Raw genomic sequence first — 16,022 nt, 5'->3', positions numbered from 1 at the left:
TTCGAGGTTTTTTTAAAAACTGGCGGAGCGGACGGGACTTGAACCCGCGACCTCCGGCGTGACAGGCCAGCATTCTAACCAGCTGAACTACCGCTCCGCACTTTAACTTTTTCAGCCGACCAACGGTCTGCTTTACCAGCTGACCAACGGTCAGCTCTACCATCGGCGGAGAAAACAAGGCCCCCGATTGCTCAGGGGCCTTCTTGAAACTGGCGGAGCGGACGGGACTTGAACCCGCGACCTCCGGCGTGACAGGCCAGCATTCTAACCAGCTGAACTACCGCTCCACATTTCAAAACTTTTACTGGCAGTGCCTGGTGGGTGCTGAGGGTTTCGAACCCCCGACCCTCTCCGTGTAAAGGAGACGCTCTACCGCTGAGCTAAGCACCCCAGCAAGCCGCTTAGTTTACGGCATCCTTCAGGGCTTTGCCAGCCTTGAACGACGGATTCTTCGACGCAGCGATCTTGATGGTGTCGCCGGTCTTCGGGTTGCGGCCGGTACGGGCAGCGCGGTCGCGGACCTGGAACGTGCCGAAGCCCACCAGCGTCACCGCGTCACCGCCCTTCAGGGCCTTGGTGACGGAAGCGATGACGGCATCAACGGCGCGGCTGGACTCGGCCTTGGTCAGGTCGGCGGCTTCAGCAACGGCGTCGATCAATTCGGTCTTGTTCATTCTCTACAGCTCCTTTGGCGGGGATTCCGCGGATTCAACATTGAGACACCCGACGACGATACGCCGTCGAATGCCAGTGAAGTTCTCAGTTCGCCGAATTCAGAATTACGCTGACTCGCGAGTGGTGCTTTTATACCAGTGCCCCCCTACCCGCGCAAGCTGAAAAGCCAATAACGACGCGGGTTTCGGGCATTTCCACAGCACGCGTCAGTGCTTGACGCGGGTCGTGGAAGCTGTCTTGGACTTGCCGCGTACCGTGACACGCTGCCCATCTTTCTTGGGCTTCGGTGCCGTCAGCGGCGTCTCCAGCGCCAGGTCGAGCACTTCCTCGATCCACTTCACCGGCACGATCTTCAGATCGCGGGTGACATTGGCGGGGATATCGGCCAGATCCTTGCGGTTCTCCTCGGGGATGATGACCGTGGTGATGCCGCCACGCAGCGCCGCCAGCAGCTTCTCCTTGAGGCCGCCGATGGCCGTGACGCGGCCTCGCAGGGTGATCTCACCGGTCATCGCCACTTCGGCCCGGATCGGCACCTTGGTCAGCGTGGACACCAGCGAGGTCACCATGGCGATACCCGCGCTGGGGCCATCCTTCGGGGTGGCGCCATCGGGCACATGGACGTGCACGTCGTGCTTCTGCAGGAACTCGTTGTCGATGCCCAGCCGCTCGGCGCGCGAACGCACCACCGACAGCGCCGCCGAGGCCGATTCCTTCATCACGTTGCCCAGCTGGCCGGTCAGGATCAGCTGGCCCTTGCCCGGCACCAGGGTGGATTCGATCTGCAGCAGATCGCCGCCCACTTCGGTCCAGGCCAGGCCGGTGACCAGGCCCACTTCGTTCTGCTCTTCGGCACGGCCGAAATCGACGCGACGCACGCCCAGGTACTTGTCCAGGTTCTTGCCGTTGACCACCACCAGCGCCTTCTTCTTCGCGCTGGTCTTCTTGCCGGCCTTGGCCGGCTTGGCAGGCTTGGCCGGTGCCACCGGACCGGCGAGCGCGATCTCCTTGACCACCTTGCGGCAGATCTTGGCGACTTCGCGCTCGAGGTTGCGCACGCCGGATTCGCGCGTGTAATAGCGCACGATGTCCTGGATCGCGTCGGCCTCGATCTCCAGCTCTTCCGGCTTCAGGCCGTTGGCCTTGATCTGCTTGGGCACCAGGTAGCGCATGGCGATGTTGAGCTTCTCATCCTCGGTGTAGCCGGGGATGCGGATCACTTCCATGCGGTCCAGCAGCGGGCCGGGGATGTTGAGCGAGTTGGAGGTCGCCACGAACATCACTTCGGACAGGTCCAGATCCACTTCCAGGTAGTGATCGTTGAACGCGTTGTTCTGCTCCGGATCGAGCACTTCCAGCAGCGCCGAGGACGGATCGCCACGGAAGTCCATCGACATCTTGTCGATCTCATCGAGCACGAACAGCGGGTTCTTGCTGCCCACCTTGTTGAGGTTCTGCACGATGCGGCCCGGCATGGAGCCGACGTAGGTGCGGCGATGGCCACGGATCTCGGCCTCGTCGCGCACGCCGCCCAGGCTCATGCGCACGAACTTGCGGTTGGTCGCCTTGGCGATGGACTGGCCCAGCGAGGTCTTGCCCACACCGGGCGGGCCGACCAGGCACAGGATCGGGCCCTTCATCTGCTTCACGCGCGACTGCACGGCCAGGTATTCCAGGATGCGGTCCTTGACCTTGTCCAGGCCGAAGTGATCGGCATCCAGCGTGTCCTGCGCGGCCTTGAGGTCCTTGCGGACCTTGCTGCGCTTCTTCCACGGCACGCCCAGCAGCCAATCCAGGTAGTTGCGCACCACGGCGGCTTCGGCCGACATCGGCGACATCTGCTTGAGCTTGTTGAGCTCGGCCTTGGCCTTGGTCTCCACCGGCTTGGGCATGCCCGCCTCGGCGATCTTGCGGGCCAGCTCGTCCATCTCGCCGGGCGCGTCATCCAGGTCACCCAGTTCTTTCTGGATGGCCTTCATCTGCTCGTTGAGGTAGTACTCGCGCTGGCTCTTTTCCATCTGCGACTTCACGCGGCCGCGGATGCGCTTTTCCATCTGCTGTACGTCGATCTCGCCATCGACCAGGCCGACCAGCATTTCCAGGCGGTCGCCGATCTGCAGCGTTTCCAGCAGGCGCTGCTTGTCGGCCAGGCGCACGCTGATATGCGCGGCGATGGTGTCGGCCAGGCGCGCGGGCTCATCGATGCCGGCCAGGGTCTGCAGCAGCTCCGGCGGCAGCTTGCGGTTGGTCTTGACGTACTGCTCGAACAGGGACATCAGCGAGCGGGCGATTGCCTCGATCTCGCGCGGCTCGCGCGATTCGTCCGATTCGATTTCCATGCCCACGCCGTGCAGCGAGCCATCGCGCTCGGTCACGTCGGTGACGTTGACCCGCGACAGGCCTTCGACCAGCACCTTGATGGTGCCATCGGGCAGCTTCAGCAGCTGCAGGACCTGGGCGAGCGTGCCGACCTGGTACAGATCGGCGGCGGACGGATCATCCGTCTCGGCGGACTTCTGCGCGAGCAGCAGGATGCGCTTGTCCGCTTCCATCGCCTGCTCCAGCGCATGCATGGACTTGTCACGGCCGACGAACAGCGGAATGACCATGTGCGGGAACACCACCACGTCACGCAGCGGCAGTACCGGCAGGTCGAGAGTCTCAGTTGGGGAACGGGCCATGTGGGCTCCAGTGGAACAGTGGGGATGGCCTCCGGGCGCCTCGCCCGGATACAAAAAAAGCCGATGGCCTCGTTATGGGGCCATCGGCTTCTAGATGCAAGCTGTTCTGAAAAAATTCTTTCAATTCAATTACTTGAACTGATTATTCAGCACCAGCCGCCTTCTGTTCAGGCGCCGGTGGCGTCTGGTAGATCAGGTACGGTTCGGACTTGTGTTCGATCACCGATTCGTCCACTACCACCTTGCTGACGTTCTCTGCCGAGGGCAGGTCATACATGGTGTCCAGCAGGACCGATTCGACGATGGTACGCAGGCCACGGGCACCGGTCTTGCGCTTGAGCGCCTTGCGGGCGATCGCGGCCAGGGCGTCGGGGCGGAACTCCAGCTCGACGTGTTCCATCTCGAACAGCTTCTTGAACTGCTTGGTGATGGCGTTCTTCGGCTCGGTGAGGATGCGCACCAGGGCAGCCTCGTCCAGCTCTTCCAGGGTTGCCACGACCGGCAGGCGGCCGACGAACTCCGGAATCAGGCCGAACTTGATCAGATCTTCCGGCTCGACTTCCGCCAGGATCTTGCCCACTTCCTGCTTGCGCTCGGAACTCTTCACCTTGGCACCGAACCCGATGCCGCCCGAATCGTTCGAACGCTGCTGGATCACCTTGTCCAGGCCGGCAAACGCGCCGCCACAGATGAACAGGATGTTCTTGGTGTCCACCTGCAGGAATTCCTGCTGCGGGTGCTTGCGACCGCCCTGCGGCGGCACGCTGGCCACGGTGCCTTCGATCAGCTTCAGCAGGGCCTGCTGGACGCCTTCGCCGGACACATCGCGGGTGATCGACGGGTTCTCGCTCTTGCGCGAGATCTTGTCGATTTCATCGATGTAGACGATGCCCTGCTGCGCCTTCTCGACGTCGTAGTCGCACTTCTGCAGCAGCTTCTGGATGATGTTCTCCACGTCCTCGCCCACGTAACCGGCTTCGGTCAGCGTGGTGGCGTCGGCCATGGTGAACGGCACATTGAGCAGGCGGGCCAGGGTTTCGGCCAGCAGCGTCTTGCCCGAACCGGTCGGACCGACCAGCAGGATGTTCGACTTCGCCAGTTCGACTTCGTCGTTCTTCTGGCGGCTCTCGATGCGCTTGTAGTGGTTGTATACGGCCACGGCCAGGGTCCGCTTGGCGCGGTTCTGCCCGATCACGTACTGGTCCAGGACCTCGAGGATCTCGCGCGGCTTGGGCAGCGAACTGCGGGCCGACTGCGCCTTCTCCTCCAGCTCCTCACGGATGATGTCGTTGCACAGCTCGACGCATTCATCGCAGATGAACACGCTCGGACCCGCAATCAGCTTGCGCACCTCATGCTGGCTCTTTCCACAGAAAGAGCAGTAGAGGATCTTGCCGGTGTCCGTGGAACGACCTTGGCGGTCTTCGCTCATGCTTCGCTTACCCAGTTACCCCACCCGACTGAACGGGGGTTCGATTCGAGAATAGCACAGGGTCAGGAGGACGCCAGTCCCGCCTGACCCGGTGGAAACAAGCCGGTTTCCCGGCCTGGCACAACCTTACGCCGGTTGGATCGACTCTTCCGGACGACGCTCCAGGACCTGATCGACCAGACCGTAGGCCACTGCATCGGCCGCGCTCTTGAAGTTGTCGCGCTCGGTATCCCGGGCGATGGTCTCCAGCGACTGGCCGGTGTGCTTGGCCAGCACTTCGTTCAGGCGCGAACGCAGGGTCAGGATTTCACGGGCATGGATATCGATATCCGTGGCCTGGCCCTGGAAGCCGCCCAGCGGCTGGTGGATCATCACCCGCGAGTTCGGCAGCGCATACCGCTTGCCGGCCGCGCCGGATGCCAGCAGCAGGGCGCCCATCGAGGCGGCCTGGCCGACACAGATGGTGCTCACGTCCGGCTTGATGTACTGCATGGTGTCGTAGATCGCCATGCCGGCGGTGACTACGCCACCGGGCGAGTTGATGTAGATGCTGATGTCCTTTTCCGGGTTGTCCGCTTCCAGGAACAGCAGCTGCGCCACCACCACGTTGGCCATGTGATCGTCGATCGGGCCCACGAGGAAGATCAGACGCTCTTTCAACAAGCGCGAATAGATGTCATAGGCGCGCTCGCCGCGGCTGGTCTGTTCGACCACCATCGGAACCATGTTCAGGGCTGTGGTTCGGTTGTCCATTAGTGAGGCACCTATTTTGGGGGGAACGACCCCGCGCCGGGGCGCGGGGCGTAAAACGCGGGCCGCTTACTGGCGGATCGCGTCCTGGAACGACAGCTTCTCTTCGGTGTGCTGGGCGCGCTCGGCGATCCAGTCGATCACCTGCTCTTCCATCACACGATTCTGCAGCCCACTCATCAGCTGGGGGTCGTTGCGGTACATCTCAATGACCTGTTCCGGCTCTTCATAGGTCGACGCGATCAGGCGCATGGTTTCATTCAGGCGCTTCGGGTCCAGACGCAGGTCGTTCTTGCGGGCCACTTCGCCGACCAGCAGGCCGACCAGCACGCGCTTGGCGGCCGCTTCCTTGAAGCCTTCATGGGCATCGGCCGGGACGTCGCCCGGGTTGCGGCCGCTGCGGCGGATCTGCTCAAGCTGCTGATCCAGCATGGCGCGGGCTTCGTTCTCGACCAGGCGCGGCGGCATTTCCACCGAGGCATAGGCGGCGATCAGCTGCTCGCCGACTTCGCGGCGCAGGCGGTTCATCAGGGCACCCTTGAGCTCACGCTCCAGGTTGGCACGGATGTCCTTGCGGAACTGCTCCACGTCGCCACCCTTCACGCCGAAGCTCTTGATGAACTCGGCATCCACCTCCGGCAGCACCGGCGCGGACACGTCCACCGCCTTGACGGTGACCTTGACCTGCTTGCCAGCCAGCGCGGGCACGCGCCAATCGGCCGGGAACTCGACGTCCAGGGTCTTTTCTTCACCGGCGGTCAGACCGACCAGGCCCTGTTCGATCTGCTCGAACATCATGCCCTGGCCCACGATCACGCTGCCCTTCTCGGTGCCTTCGGCCGGCAGGCGCTCATCGCCGGCCTGCGACCAGGTTTCCAGGGCGACCAGATCGCCGTCCTGGGCGCCACGGGTGACCGGGCTCCAGCTGCGGCGCTGTTCGCGCAGGTTGGTGATCATCTGGTCGATGTCGGCGTCGTTGATCTCGGCGGTGTGGCGGACCACGGTCAGCTTGCTGACGTCCACGTCGCCGAAGTCCGGCACCAGCTCGACGGTGGCCACGAAGGACAGCTCGCCCTCGCCCTTGTCGATGCGCGGGGTGCCGGCGATGCGCAGCTCGTGCTCGCGCAGGGCGGCATCGAAGGTCTCACGCAGCAGGCCGTCGACGGCTTCGCTGCGGACCTGCTGGCCGAAACGCTGCTCGATCACCTTGGCCGGCACCTTGCCCGGACGGAAGCCCTTGATGCGCGTGGTGCGGGCGATTTCGCCCAGACGGCCGCTGATGTGCGTCTGCAGACGGTCTTCCGGCAGCGAGAAGGTCAGGCGGCGTTCCAGATTGCCAGTGGATTCGATCGAAGCTTGCATGTTGACTCCTGCCACCGGCGGCATGGGCCCCGGCACGATGTGATGGATGAAACGGGTTTTGGACGCGGGGTCGTGGACGCGCATGCCCGCCGCAGCCCTGTAGTTTCGCCGATAAACGCCAGCGCCGCCAGCGCGGGCCGAGAACGACCGGGGGCCGCCAGGGGCCCAGCATGTGGCCGTCTCCCCGATCCGGGACGTGCCCATGGTCATGGTGCCGGCGAAAACGCCCTGCACTGGTGCGAAAGGGGGGACTCGAACCCCCACGCCTTGCGGCACTGGAACCTAAATCCAGGGCGTCTACCAATTCCGCCACTTTCGCGAGCCTGCAAGCTCAGGCGCACATTGTTGCAGGCGGGGCCGGAAAGCGGAAGGTCGTCATGTCGCTTAATGGGGTGGAAGCGCGTGCCCCACCCCGCCGATCAGCGGCTATCGCGCAGGCAGCGTCACGTCGGGACGCAATGGCGCTTCCGCCATGTCTAGCCGATCTTCGCCCTGGGGAGCGCCCTGCATGGAGACACGCGCAAGTGGCTTGGCCGGTTGGACATCGCCGGGAGGAAGATTGTTGCGGAATACGGTCGTGGCATAACCGGCCAGGACCGGGTCGAGCGACGCGTGGGCGGGCGTTTCGGCCGCCGTGGCGGCCGTGGCCGCGGCCGCGCAGGCGGTCAACGCCACGGCGGCAAGGATCCTGAGAGTCATGATGTGCGTACCTCGATGGGCGCCTTGGGCGCGGTCCATCGAGTGGAACCTGATTGTCGGTTGCGATCCGTGCGCTGTCGCGCAGCTTGGAAACGCAGGGTGTCGCGTTCGACCCCGGTTTCAGGAGGCTTTCAGATACGCATCCCGGAAAAGAAAAAAGCCGCCTGGCGGACCAGGCGGCTTCTGTCTTGGTGGGCTGTCAAGGATTCGAACCTTGGACCTATTGATTAAGAGTCAACTGCTCTACCAACTGAGCTAACAGCCCGAAAATCGGGAGGCGAATTATGCAGGGTTTCCTGCACGCGACGCAAGCGTTTTGTTTGAACGGGCGGCCAATGCCGGCAGTAGACCGCCAACGCGCCAGCTGTTCAACGTCATGTCGCGAACAAGAAAAAAGCCACCGGGCGGACCCGATGGCTTCTGTCTTGGTGGGCTGTCAAGGATTCGAACCTTGGACCTATTGATTAAGAGTCAACTGCTCTACCAACTGAGCTAACAGCCCTGAAAAACTCAGGCGCACATTGTAGCGTGTGTGCTGCCTTTTGCAACCCTGATTCACTTTCGATGAACCAGTTTGAATCAGTGGGGTGGCTGAGGGGACTCGAACCCCCGACCACCGGAATCACAATCCGGAACTCTAACCAACTGAGCTACAGCCACCACTGAAAACCTTGCTTCCTACCGCTTGCACCGAATGGCGCGCCCGACAGGAATCGAACCTGTAACCGCCGGCTTAGAAGGCCGGTGCTCTATCCAGTTGAGCTACGGGCGCTCGATCCGGATTGTCGCATTCCAATCCCGATTTGAGCAGCGGGCTTGGTCGGGGTAGAGGGATTCGAACCCCCGACATCCTGCTCCCAAAGCAGGCGCGCTACCAGACTGCGCTATACCCCGGCGGTTTTGTTTCCCTCCGGGGTTCCCCCCGAAAGAGCCGCCTATTGTGGGAATCGGTGTGGCATCTGTCAACGGTTTTCACACATCAATTCACATGTCGTCGTGACCGAGGGCCGCTTCCGCTATGCTCGGGTCAGCGGCCGGATGGCCGAACCCCTACCCCATCAAGGAGATTGGCAATGCGCAGCGGCAATCCCGCACTTTCCGAGTCGACCTTCCTCGACCTGGCCAGCGGCTCGGTCGTGGCCCGCCCCGACCAGGCGATGACCATCAACGGCACCGTCAACAAGACCGGCGTCCTGTTGCTGCTCACCGTGCTGACGGCCGCCTTCGCGTGGCGCCAGTCAGTCGATGCGAATGGCCTGCCCACCTCCAGCGCCATGCTGTACACCCTGGTTGGGGCGATCGGCGGCCTGGTGCTGGCCCTGGTGACCGTGTTCAAGAAGGAATGGTCGCCGGTCACCGCACCGATGTATGCACTCGTCGAAGGCCTGTTCCTCGGTGCGATCTCGGCGATGTTCAATGCCAAGTTCCCCGGCATCGTGATGCAGGCGGTGATGCTGACCTTCGGCACGATGTTCGTGATGCTGGCGGTCTACCGCAGCGGCCTGATCAAGGTCACCGAGAACTTCAAGCTGGGCGTGGTGGCGGCAACCGGCGGCATCGCGCTGCTGTACCTGGCCTCGTTTGTGCTCAGCTTCTTCAACATCAACGTGCCGATGATCCACGAAGGCGGCTGGATGGGCATCGCCTTCAGCCTGTTCGTGGTGGTGGTGGCCGCGTTGAACCTGGTGCTGGATTTCGACTTCATCGAAACCGGCGCCGAGGCACGCGCACCGAAGTACATGGAGTGGTACGGCGCGTTCGGCCTGATGGTCACGCTGGTGTGGCTGTACGTGGAATTCCTGCGCCTGCTGTCCAAGATCCAGCAGCGCTGAGCCACACGCTCACTGCACGATGAAAGAGGCGCCGCAAGGCGCCTTTTTCATGTCTCGGGGATCACCGGCGGCAGTTGCTGGAGGGCTGCGTAATGCCGGGCCATGAATCCGGCCAGCGCGCGCACCTTCGGGGCCAGCTGGCGGGCATGCGGATACACCGCGTAATAGTGCCGGCGGCCGGCATGGTGCTGCGGCAGCACGCGCACCAGTCGCCCGTGCAGCAGATCATCCTGAACGGTCAGGCGGGTGAACGCGGCAATGCCCTGCCCGGCCAACACGGCGGCATGCAGCCCGGGGATCGCATCCACGCGCAGCCGCCCCTGCGGGATGACCTCCACCTGCGTACCGCGCGCGGAGGTCAACGTCCATGCCGACAGCGCGCGCGCGCCGGCGAAGCCGATCAGCGCATGCCGGCCCAGATCCGACGGATGGCGTGGCAGTCCCCATTGCGCGATGTAGCGTGGCGATGCCACCAATACCATGTCGGTAACGGCCAGTTCGCGCGCCACCAAGGTGCTGTCGGCCAGCGGCCCGGCGATGCGCAGGGCCATGTCGAAACCGCCACCGATCAGGTCGACCAGGCGATCATCGCAGGACAGATCCAGCGCGATGCCGGGGTATTGCGCCAGGAATGCAGGCAGCCATTGCGAGAGCTCCAGGGTGCCGATCACCAGCGGTGCACTGACCCGCAACAGCCCACTGGGTGCATCGTGATCGGCCTGCAGGCGTTGCTCGGCAACCTCCAGGCGGTCCAGGATGTCCACACAGTCCTGGTAATAGGCCCGCCCGGCTTCGGTCAGCGTCAGCCGGCGGCTGTTGCGATCCAGCAGGCGTGAACCCAGGTGGGCTTCCAGCTGGCGCAGTTGCCGCGACATCGACGAATGGGTGGTGTCCATGCGCTCGGCGGCGGCGGTGAAACTGCCGGCATCGACGATGCTGCGGAACGCCTTCATGGCGGAAAACTGGTCCATCACGCTCCCGTGCAACGGCCGGCACCTGTGGCGATGCCGGCAGCATAACAAGGCCCGTGCGGCTCAGCGGACCGGCAGCGCCAGGATCTGATCGGTCCCCAGCACGGTGCCGTAAGTGTCTTCGATGCTGGCCAGCGCGGCGGCGTGCAGGCTGGCATGCCCGACCCGGCTGCCGTCACGCAGGTCCAGGTCACGGCTGGCGGTGGCATCGGAGGACACGATCACGTTCAGGCCCTTCGGCGCGGCATCGCGTGCAGCACCGGCGACGCAGGCGTGGGTCTGCAGCCCGGCGATGATCAGCGTGTCGATTCCAGCCTCCTTGAGTGCCTGCTCCAGCACCGGGCCGGAGGCACCGGCGAACACGCTGACGTTGTCTTTGGCGATCACCCGCTCGCCCTTGCGCGGCTGCATCTGCGGGTGGAACTGGACCGTGCGGCCGCCTTCGGCGAACAGCGGCGCCCCGGCCGGCAGAACGTGCTGGACGTGAATGACCGGGATCTCGTGGGCATCGGCGAAGTCCACCAGACGGCGGGTCTGGGCCAGGGCGGCATCGCCATCAGGGATGGGCATGCGGCCGCCGGCGAAGTACTCATTCTGGACGTCGATCACCAGCAACGCGGTCTTGCCGGCCGGCAATGCCCTCGCGTCCTGCGCGCCCGCCATGTGGCGGATCGTCGGGTGGGCCGGCTCGGCGGCGGGCGGGGCGGACGCGGTGGCGACACCGAGGATGCCGGCCAGGCCGATCAGGGAGGCGAAGTTCATGGGGAGGCTCCTGCTGTGGTTGGGATGGCGTGCATGGTGCGCGCCGGATCCGTGCACCAACAGCCAGCTACCCGCACACCATCTGTGCATTTTTCGCACAGATTGATGGATGACCGCGCCCTCGGGATCGCCATCGAACCCGCCATCGAACAGGCAACAAAAAAGCGGGACGCCGCAGCGCCCCGCTTTCTGGACAACCGACCCGCGCGCTTACAGGCGGCTGGCGATGGCCTGGGCAAAGCCCATGGTGTTGCCGGTGCCACCCAGGTCGCCGGTCAGCGAATCCTTGGCTTCCAGCGTGGCCACGATGGCCTTGCGCAGGCGCTCGGCGTTCTCGACCTGGCCGACGTGGTCCAGCATCTGCGCAGCGGCCAGCAGCAGCGCGCACGGATTGGCCTTGCCCTGGCCGGCGATGTCCGGCGCGGTGCCGTGCACGGCTTCGAAGATCGCCGCGTTCTCACCGATGTTGGCACCCGGGGCCAGGCCCAGGCCGCCGACCAGACCGGCACACAGGTCGGAGATGATGTCGCCGAACAGGTTGGTGGTCACGATCACATCGAACTGTTCCGGACGCATCACCAGCTGCATGCAGCAGTTGTCGACGATCATTTCCTGGAACTCGATGTCCGGGTACTTGGCTGCCACTTCACGCGCCACGGCCAGGAACAGGCCCGAGGTCGACTTGATGATGTTGGCCTTGTGCACGGCGGTGACCTTCTTGCGGCCGGTGCTGCGGGCCAGCTCGAAGGCGTAGCGCACGATGCGCTCGGAGCCCTTGCGGGTGATGCGGGTGCCGGAGAAGGCGGTCTCGCCATCGGCCGACACTTCCTGGCCTTCGGCCAGGTACGCGCCTTCGGTGTTCTCACGGACGGTGATCAGGTCCACGCCGTCGCCGAAACGCGACTTGGTGTTCGGGAACGAGACCGCCGGACGCACGTTCGCGTACAGGTCGAAATGGCGACGCAGGCTGACGTTGATCGAGGTGAAGCCGCCACCGACCGGCGTGGTCAGCGGGCTCTTCAGCGCGATCTTGTTGCGTGCGATCGACTCCAGCGTGGAGGCCGGCATCAGATCGCCGTGCTTTTCCAGCGCAGCCAGGCCCGCGTCGGCGTCTTCGTATTCAAAGCCGGTGTCCAGCTTGCCGAGCACGAACAGGGTAGCGTCCATGATCTCCGGGCCGATGCCGTCACCGCGGATGACCGTGATTTTCTGCGTCATTGATGTGTATTCCGAACCGAGGGGGAGCGCCATCCGTGAGGTGCGCAAAGCGCGGGCGCAAGGGAAGTTTCATCGGCAATTATGCCTTACCCGCCCGATGGACCCCAAATGGGCCATTGGTCTTAGGCGGGTAAGGCATAATTGCCGCGCATGCCTCCTCTACCCCGCGCCGGCAATCACGGGGTGCTGAACGATGGGTAGCCACCGACCGTTGGTCGGTGGAAACGTGGTCCAGAACATGAACGGGAGACCGTTGCAGCACCGAGAGCGCTGGGGGCCAACGAAGCCGACCAACGGTCGGCTCTACCGCGGCGGGGCCGGGTCGGCCCCGGTCTCAATGCTCGTGAACGGCCGGCGCGTCGGCGCCACCTTCGAGCTGGTCCAGGAAATCCACCGCCCGGCGCAGGTGCGGGATCACGATCGAGCCGCCGACCACCAGGCCGACCGAGAAGGTCTCGAAGAACTCCTCGCGGGTCACGCCGGCGTCCTTGCACTGGGCCACGTGGTAGCTGATGCAGTCATCGCAGCGCAGCACCATCGAGGCGACCAGGCCCAGCAGCTCCTTGGTCTTCACATCCAGCGCGCCGGCCTGGTAGGTCTGGGTATCCAGCGCGAAGAAGCGGCGCACGACCTGGTTGGGTTCCCCCAGGATGCGCTGGTTCATGCGCTGGCGGAACTCGGTGAATTCGGCGATGCGGTCCTTGCTGCCGTCGTCGGCCGCGCTCATGCCGGGTCCTGCCCGGCCAGCAGCGGCTCCAGCTTGCCGGCACGGTGCAGCGCCATCATGTCGTCGTAGCCGCCCACATGGACCTCGCCCACGAAGATCTGCGGCACGCTGGTGCGGCGGGTCTTGGCCATCATCTTCTCGCGCTCGACCGGGTCCAGATCGATCCGGACCTCGGTCCAGTCGCGGCCCTTGCTCTTCAGGAAGTTCTTGGCGGCCACGCAGTACGGGCACACCGCGGTCGAGTAGATGGTGATGGCGGGTGCGCCACCGGGGGTGGAAACAGCATCTTGGCTCACGGGAAACTCCACAGCGGAACGTTGGTCTGTATATGGTAGCGGTCCGCTGGATTTTCCACGTCACCACCGCAACACTGTGATTTAACTGCAGGTTGCACTGGCCCTGTCACGCTGTCGTCCGTCTTCCCCCAGGAGCTCCGTTTGCGCCCCTTGCTGCTCTCTGCCGCGTTGACCCTGGCCTTGGCCGTGCCGCTGGCCGGGGCCCAGGAAAGCAAGCTGCCGGATATCGGGTCCTCGGCCGGCGAGCTGCTGACCCCGGCCCGGCAGGCCGAGTACGGCGGGATGATGCTGCGCGAACTGCGCAACTACGGCTATCTGCTCGATGATCCGCTGGTCGATGACTGGCTCCAGACCATGGGCGCCCGGTTGGGCTCCAACAGTGCCCAGCCGCGTCAGTCCTACACCTTCTTCATGCTCAAGGACCGGCAGATCAACGCCTTTGCCACCCTCGGCGGCTATATCGGGGTCAACGCGGGCCTGGTGCTGACCGCCGAGCGCGAGGACGAAGTGGCCGCGGTGCTGTCCCACGAAATCGCCCACGTCACCCAGCAGCACGTGCTGCGCGGTGTCGAACGTGCCCAGCGCGACCAGATCCCGATCCTGCTCGGCATGCTTGCCGCGATCGTGGCCGCGCAGCAGGCCGGCGGCAACTCCTCCGGTGATGCCACCATGGCCGCGATCACCTCGGGCATGGGCCTGATGCAGCAGCGCCAGATCAATTACACCCGCTCCAACGAATCCGAGGCCGACCGCCTGGGCATCCGCACGCTCGCCCGCAGCGGCTACGACGTGGATGCGATGGCCGGCTTCTTCGAGCGCATGTCGGCCTCGATGCGGGGCAACCAGGGTGGTTACAGCGTCCCGGATTTCCTGCAGACCCACCCGGTCACCACCACCCGCATCAGCGAGGCCAAGGCCCGCGCCGAGCAGATGAAGAAGGACACGGTGCTGCTCACCACCGAGGTGCCCGGCGGGGTCCGCCAGGAGCGGGTGAACCCGTCCGATCCAGCCCTCTCCGAGCCGCTGGTGCGGCGGAGCAATCCGCTGCTGCCGGCCTCGATGCAGATCTCGGTCAACGCGCTCAGCCGCGGCAGCACCGGCCAGTTCGAGTGGGCACGCGAGCGCCTGCGCGTGCTCAGCGCCGACACCCCCGGCGATGTCATCCGGGAATACGAAAGCCTGCAGCGCGCGCAGAAGAACGGGCTGACCGAGCCGCAACGCTACGGGCTGGCCCTGGGCCGGCTGCGCAACAGTGCGGCCGCGCAGGCCACCCGGGATCTGGGCGAGCTGCTGCGCGACCATCCGGACAATGTCTGGGTGGCGCTGGCGCTGGGCGAGGCCGAGTCCCGCAGCGGCCAGCCGGTGCAGGCCAACGCCCGGTTCGAAACCCTGATGCGCCAGCACCCCGGCAGCCGCCCGGTCGCGTTGACCTATGCGGCCATCCTCAATGAGCAAGGCGGCCGCGAGGCCGGCCAGCGCGCGCAGGCGATGCTGCGCCCGATGCTGTCGCAAAGCGGCAATGATCCGGTCTTCCAGCAACGCTTCGCCCGCGCCAGCGAACTGGCTGGCGACACCACCCGGGCCAGCGAGGCCTATGCCGAAGCCGCGTACCTGAGTGGCCGCCCGGAGCAGGCGCTGATCCAGCTGCAGGCCTTGAAGCGGCAGCCGAACCTGGATTATGTCGGCCGTGCCCGGGTCGATGCCCGGATCGAGAGCATCACCCCCACGGTGCTGGAAATGCGCCGACAGGGAATCGACGACCCGGAGCTGGACCGCCGCTGAGGCGCGCCCGGATGACGGTGGGATGGCGGCCCACGACGGGAAAGGCCCCCTCGTCACAAACCTGTCATGAAACCGTAGTCTACTGAGCTCAATCCCGATCTGATGAGCAATACGGTGGGCACGTGCAGAAACGCATCCTGATCGTCGATGACGAACCCGCGATCCGCGAAATGGTCGCCTTTGCCCTGCGCAAGGGCGACTACGACCCGATCCATGCCGGCGACGCGCGCGAGGCGCAGACCGCCATCGCCGATCGCGTCCCGGACCTGATCCTGCTGGACTGGATGCTCCCGGGCACCAGTGGCCTGGAGCTGGCCCGGCGCTGGCGCAAAGAAGCCCTGACCCGCGAAGTGCCGATCATCATGCTGACCGCGCGCGGGGAAGAGAACGACCGCGTCGGTGGCCTGGAAGCCGGAGTGGACGACTACGTGGTCAAGCCGTTCTCGGCGCGCGAACTGCTGGCCCGCATCCGTGCGGTCATGCGCCGCGCCCGCGACGATGACGAAGATGGCAGCGTCGCGGTCGGTACGATCCGCATCGATGGCGCCGCGCACCGCGTCTTCGCCGGCGACCAGCCGGTGCCGATCGGTCCGACCGAGTACCGCCTGCTGCACTTCTTCATGACCCACCCTGAGCGCGTGTACACCCGCGCCCAGTTGCTGGATCACGTGTGGGGCGGCAGCGTGTATGTGGAGGAGCGCACCATCGACGTGCACATCCGCCGCCTGCGCAAGACGCTGGAGCCGTTCGCCGCGGAGAACATGGTGCAGACCGTACGCGGCGCCGGCTACCGGTTCTCGACGTCCACCTGAGTCTCGTCGGGCCGGTCCCGGGC

14 protein-coding genes and 9 tRNA genes are annotated in these 16,022 nt (G+C 64.8%); 3 read left to right on the top strand and 20 right to left on the bottom strand.

The window, feature by feature from the left end:
* Nucleotides 1-20: 20 nt before the first annotated feature.
* The 15 genes from ABE422_RS15135 to ABE422_RS15065 all read right to left on the bottom strand — a co-directional run bounded on the left by ABE422_RS15135 (nucleotide 21) and on the right by ABE422_RS15065 (nucleotide 8,493).
* Nucleotides 21-97 (bottom strand) — tRNA-Asp (locus ABE422_RS15135).
* Between the two features lie 113 nt (nucleotides 98-210).
* Nucleotides 211-287: transfer RNA gene (locus tag ABE422_RS15130), tRNA-Asp, on the bottom strand.
* Nucleotides 288-315: 28 nt separating this feature from the next.
* A tRNA-Val gene (locus tag ABE422_RS15125) sits at nucleotides 316-390 on the bottom strand.
* A gap of 11 nt (nucleotides 391-401) precedes the next feature.
* Nucleotides 402-674, bottom strand: coding sequence for an HU family DNA-binding protein (locus tag ABE422_RS15120; protein WP_019185801.1), 273 nt, complete (start codon nucleotides 672-674; stop codon nucleotides 402-404).
* A gap of 207 nt (nucleotides 675-881) precedes the next feature.
* Nucleotides 882-3,356: an endopeptidase La gene (gene lon, locus ABE422_RS15115; protein WP_346463622.1), complete on the bottom strand. Its 2,475-nt coding sequence runs from the start codon at nucleotides 3,354-3,356 to the stop codon at nucleotides 882-884.
* 142 nt (nucleotides 3,357-3,498) lie between these two features.
* Complete coding sequence (gene clpX / locus ABE422_RS15110) at nucleotides 3,499-4,788, bottom strand: ATP-dependent Clp protease ATP-binding subunit ClpX (RefSeq protein WP_019185803.1); 1,290 nt, start codon at nucleotides 4,786-4,788, stop codon at nucleotides 3,499-3,501.
* A gap of 126 nt (nucleotides 4,789-4,914) precedes the next feature.
* Nucleotides 4,915-5,541 (bottom strand): ATP-dependent Clp endopeptidase proteolytic subunit ClpP, encoded by a 627-nt coding sequence (clpP, locus tag ABE422_RS15105; protein ID WP_019185804.1) that lies wholly within the window; start codon nucleotides 5,539-5,541, stop codon nucleotides 4,915-4,917.
* Nucleotides 5,542-5,607: 66 nt separating this feature from the next.
* Nucleotides 5,608-6,900, bottom strand: coding sequence for a trigger factor (gene tig, locus ABE422_RS15100; RefSeq protein WP_121042977.1), 1,293 nt, complete (start codon nucleotides 6,898-6,900; stop codon nucleotides 5,608-5,610).
* Nucleotides 6,901-7,134: 234 nt separating this feature from the next.
* Nucleotides 7,135-7,219 (bottom strand) — tRNA-Leu (locus ABE422_RS15095).
* A 107-nt stretch (nucleotides 7,220-7,326) separates the two neighbouring features.
* Nucleotides 7,327-7,599 carry a hypothetical protein gene (locus ABE422_RS15090; protein WP_346481961.1) on the bottom strand — a complete coding sequence of 91 codons (273 nt, stop codon included), beginning with the start codon at nucleotides 7,597-7,599 and terminating at the stop codon, nucleotides 7,327-7,329.
* Between the two features lie 189 nt (nucleotides 7,600-7,788).
* Nucleotides 7,789-7,864: transfer RNA gene (locus ABE422_RS15085), tRNA-Lys, on the bottom strand.
* A 161-nt stretch (nucleotides 7,865-8,025) separates the two neighbouring features.
* A tRNA-Lys gene (locus ABE422_RS15080) sits at nucleotides 8,026-8,101 on the bottom strand.
* Between the two features lie 81 nt (nucleotides 8,102-8,182).
* Nucleotides 8,183-8,259: transfer RNA gene (locus ABE422_RS15075), tRNA-His, on the bottom strand.
* A 35-nt stretch (nucleotides 8,260-8,294) separates the two neighbouring features.
* A tRNA-Arg gene (locus tag ABE422_RS15070) sits at nucleotides 8,295-8,371 on the bottom strand.
* Between the two features lie 45 nt (nucleotides 8,372-8,416).
* A tRNA-Pro gene (locus ABE422_RS15065) sits at nucleotides 8,417-8,493 on the bottom strand.
* A gap of 179 nt (nucleotides 8,494-8,672) precedes the next feature.
* Here ABE422_RS15065 and ABE422_RS15060 point away from each other — a divergent pair.
* A complete protein-coding gene (locus tag ABE422_RS15060; RefSeq protein WP_346483248.1) occupies nucleotides 8,673-9,431 on the top strand; it encodes a Bax inhibitor-1/YccA family protein in 759 nt (252 codons plus the stop codon).
* A gap of 47 nt (nucleotides 9,432-9,478) precedes the next feature.
* On the opposite strand, the gene ABE422_RS15055 is transcribed toward ABE422_RS15060, so the two are convergent.
* From ABE422_RS15055 to grxC, 5 genes are all read right to left on the bottom strand, one after another.
* Nucleotides 9,479-10,402 carry a LysR family transcriptional regulator gene (locus tag ABE422_RS15055; protein ID WP_313209555.1) on the bottom strand — a complete coding sequence of 308 codons (924 nt, stop codon included), beginning with the start codon at nucleotides 10,400-10,402 and terminating at the stop codon, nucleotides 9,479-9,481.
* Between the two features lie 63 nt (nucleotides 10,403-10,465).
* Nucleotides 10,466-11,164, bottom strand: coding sequence for a cysteine hydrolase (locus tag ABE422_RS15050; RefSeq protein ID WP_346481963.1), 699 nt, complete (start codon nucleotides 11,162-11,164; stop codon nucleotides 10,466-10,468).
* Between the two features lie 210 nt (nucleotides 11,165-11,374).
* On the bottom strand, nucleotides 11,375-12,382 hold the full coding sequence (locus ABE422_RS15045) for an isocitrate dehydrogenase (RefSeq protein ID WP_313209560.1): 1,008 nt from the start codon (nucleotides 12,380-12,382) through the stop codon (nucleotides 11,375-11,377).
* Between the two features lie 334 nt (nucleotides 12,383-12,716).
* The gene (locus ABE422_RS15040) at nucleotides 12,717-13,109 is read right to left on the bottom strand and encodes a carboxymuconolactone decarboxylase family protein (RefSeq protein ID WP_256776270.1); all 393 of its coding nucleotides are present in this window, start codon (nucleotides 13,107-13,109) and stop codon (nucleotides 12,717-12,719) included.
* On the bottom strand, nucleotides 13,106-13,405 hold the full coding sequence (gene grxC, locus ABE422_RS15035) for a glutaredoxin 3 (RefSeq protein ID WP_019185813.1): 300 nt from the start codon (nucleotides 13,403-13,405) through the stop codon (nucleotides 13,106-13,108). Before grxC ends, ABE422_RS15040 begins: the two co-directional genes overlap by 4 nt.
* 141 nt (nucleotides 13,406-13,546) lie before the next feature.
* Here grxC and ABE422_RS15030 point away from each other — a divergent pair, with 141 nt between their 5' ends.
* Both ABE422_RS15030 and phoB read left to right on the top strand, forming a co-directional pair.
* Entirely contained in the window at nucleotides 13,547-15,187 is a 1,641-nt protein-coding gene (locus ABE422_RS15030) for a M48 family metalloprotease (protein WP_313209564.1), read from the top strand.
* 122 nt (nucleotides 15,188-15,309) lie between these two features.
* Nucleotides 15,310-15,999 carry a phosphate regulon transcriptional regulator PhoB gene (gene phoB, locus ABE422_RS15025; RefSeq protein ID WP_121042967.1) on the top strand — a complete coding sequence of 230 codons (690 nt, stop codon included), beginning with the start codon at nucleotides 15,310-15,312 and terminating at the stop codon, nucleotides 15,997-15,999.
* The last annotated feature ends 23 nt before the right edge of the window (nucleotides 16,000-16,022 follow it).

Origin of the sequence: Stenotrophomonas sp. TWI1151, assembly GCF_039673135.1 — a bacterium.
Classification (GTDB): domain Bacteria; phylum Pseudomonadota; class Gammaproteobacteria; order Xanthomonadales; family Xanthomonadaceae; genus Stenotrophomonas.
Note: the sequence above shows the minus strand (reverse complement) of the source record. Positions and strands in the feature narration are given on the sequence as shown.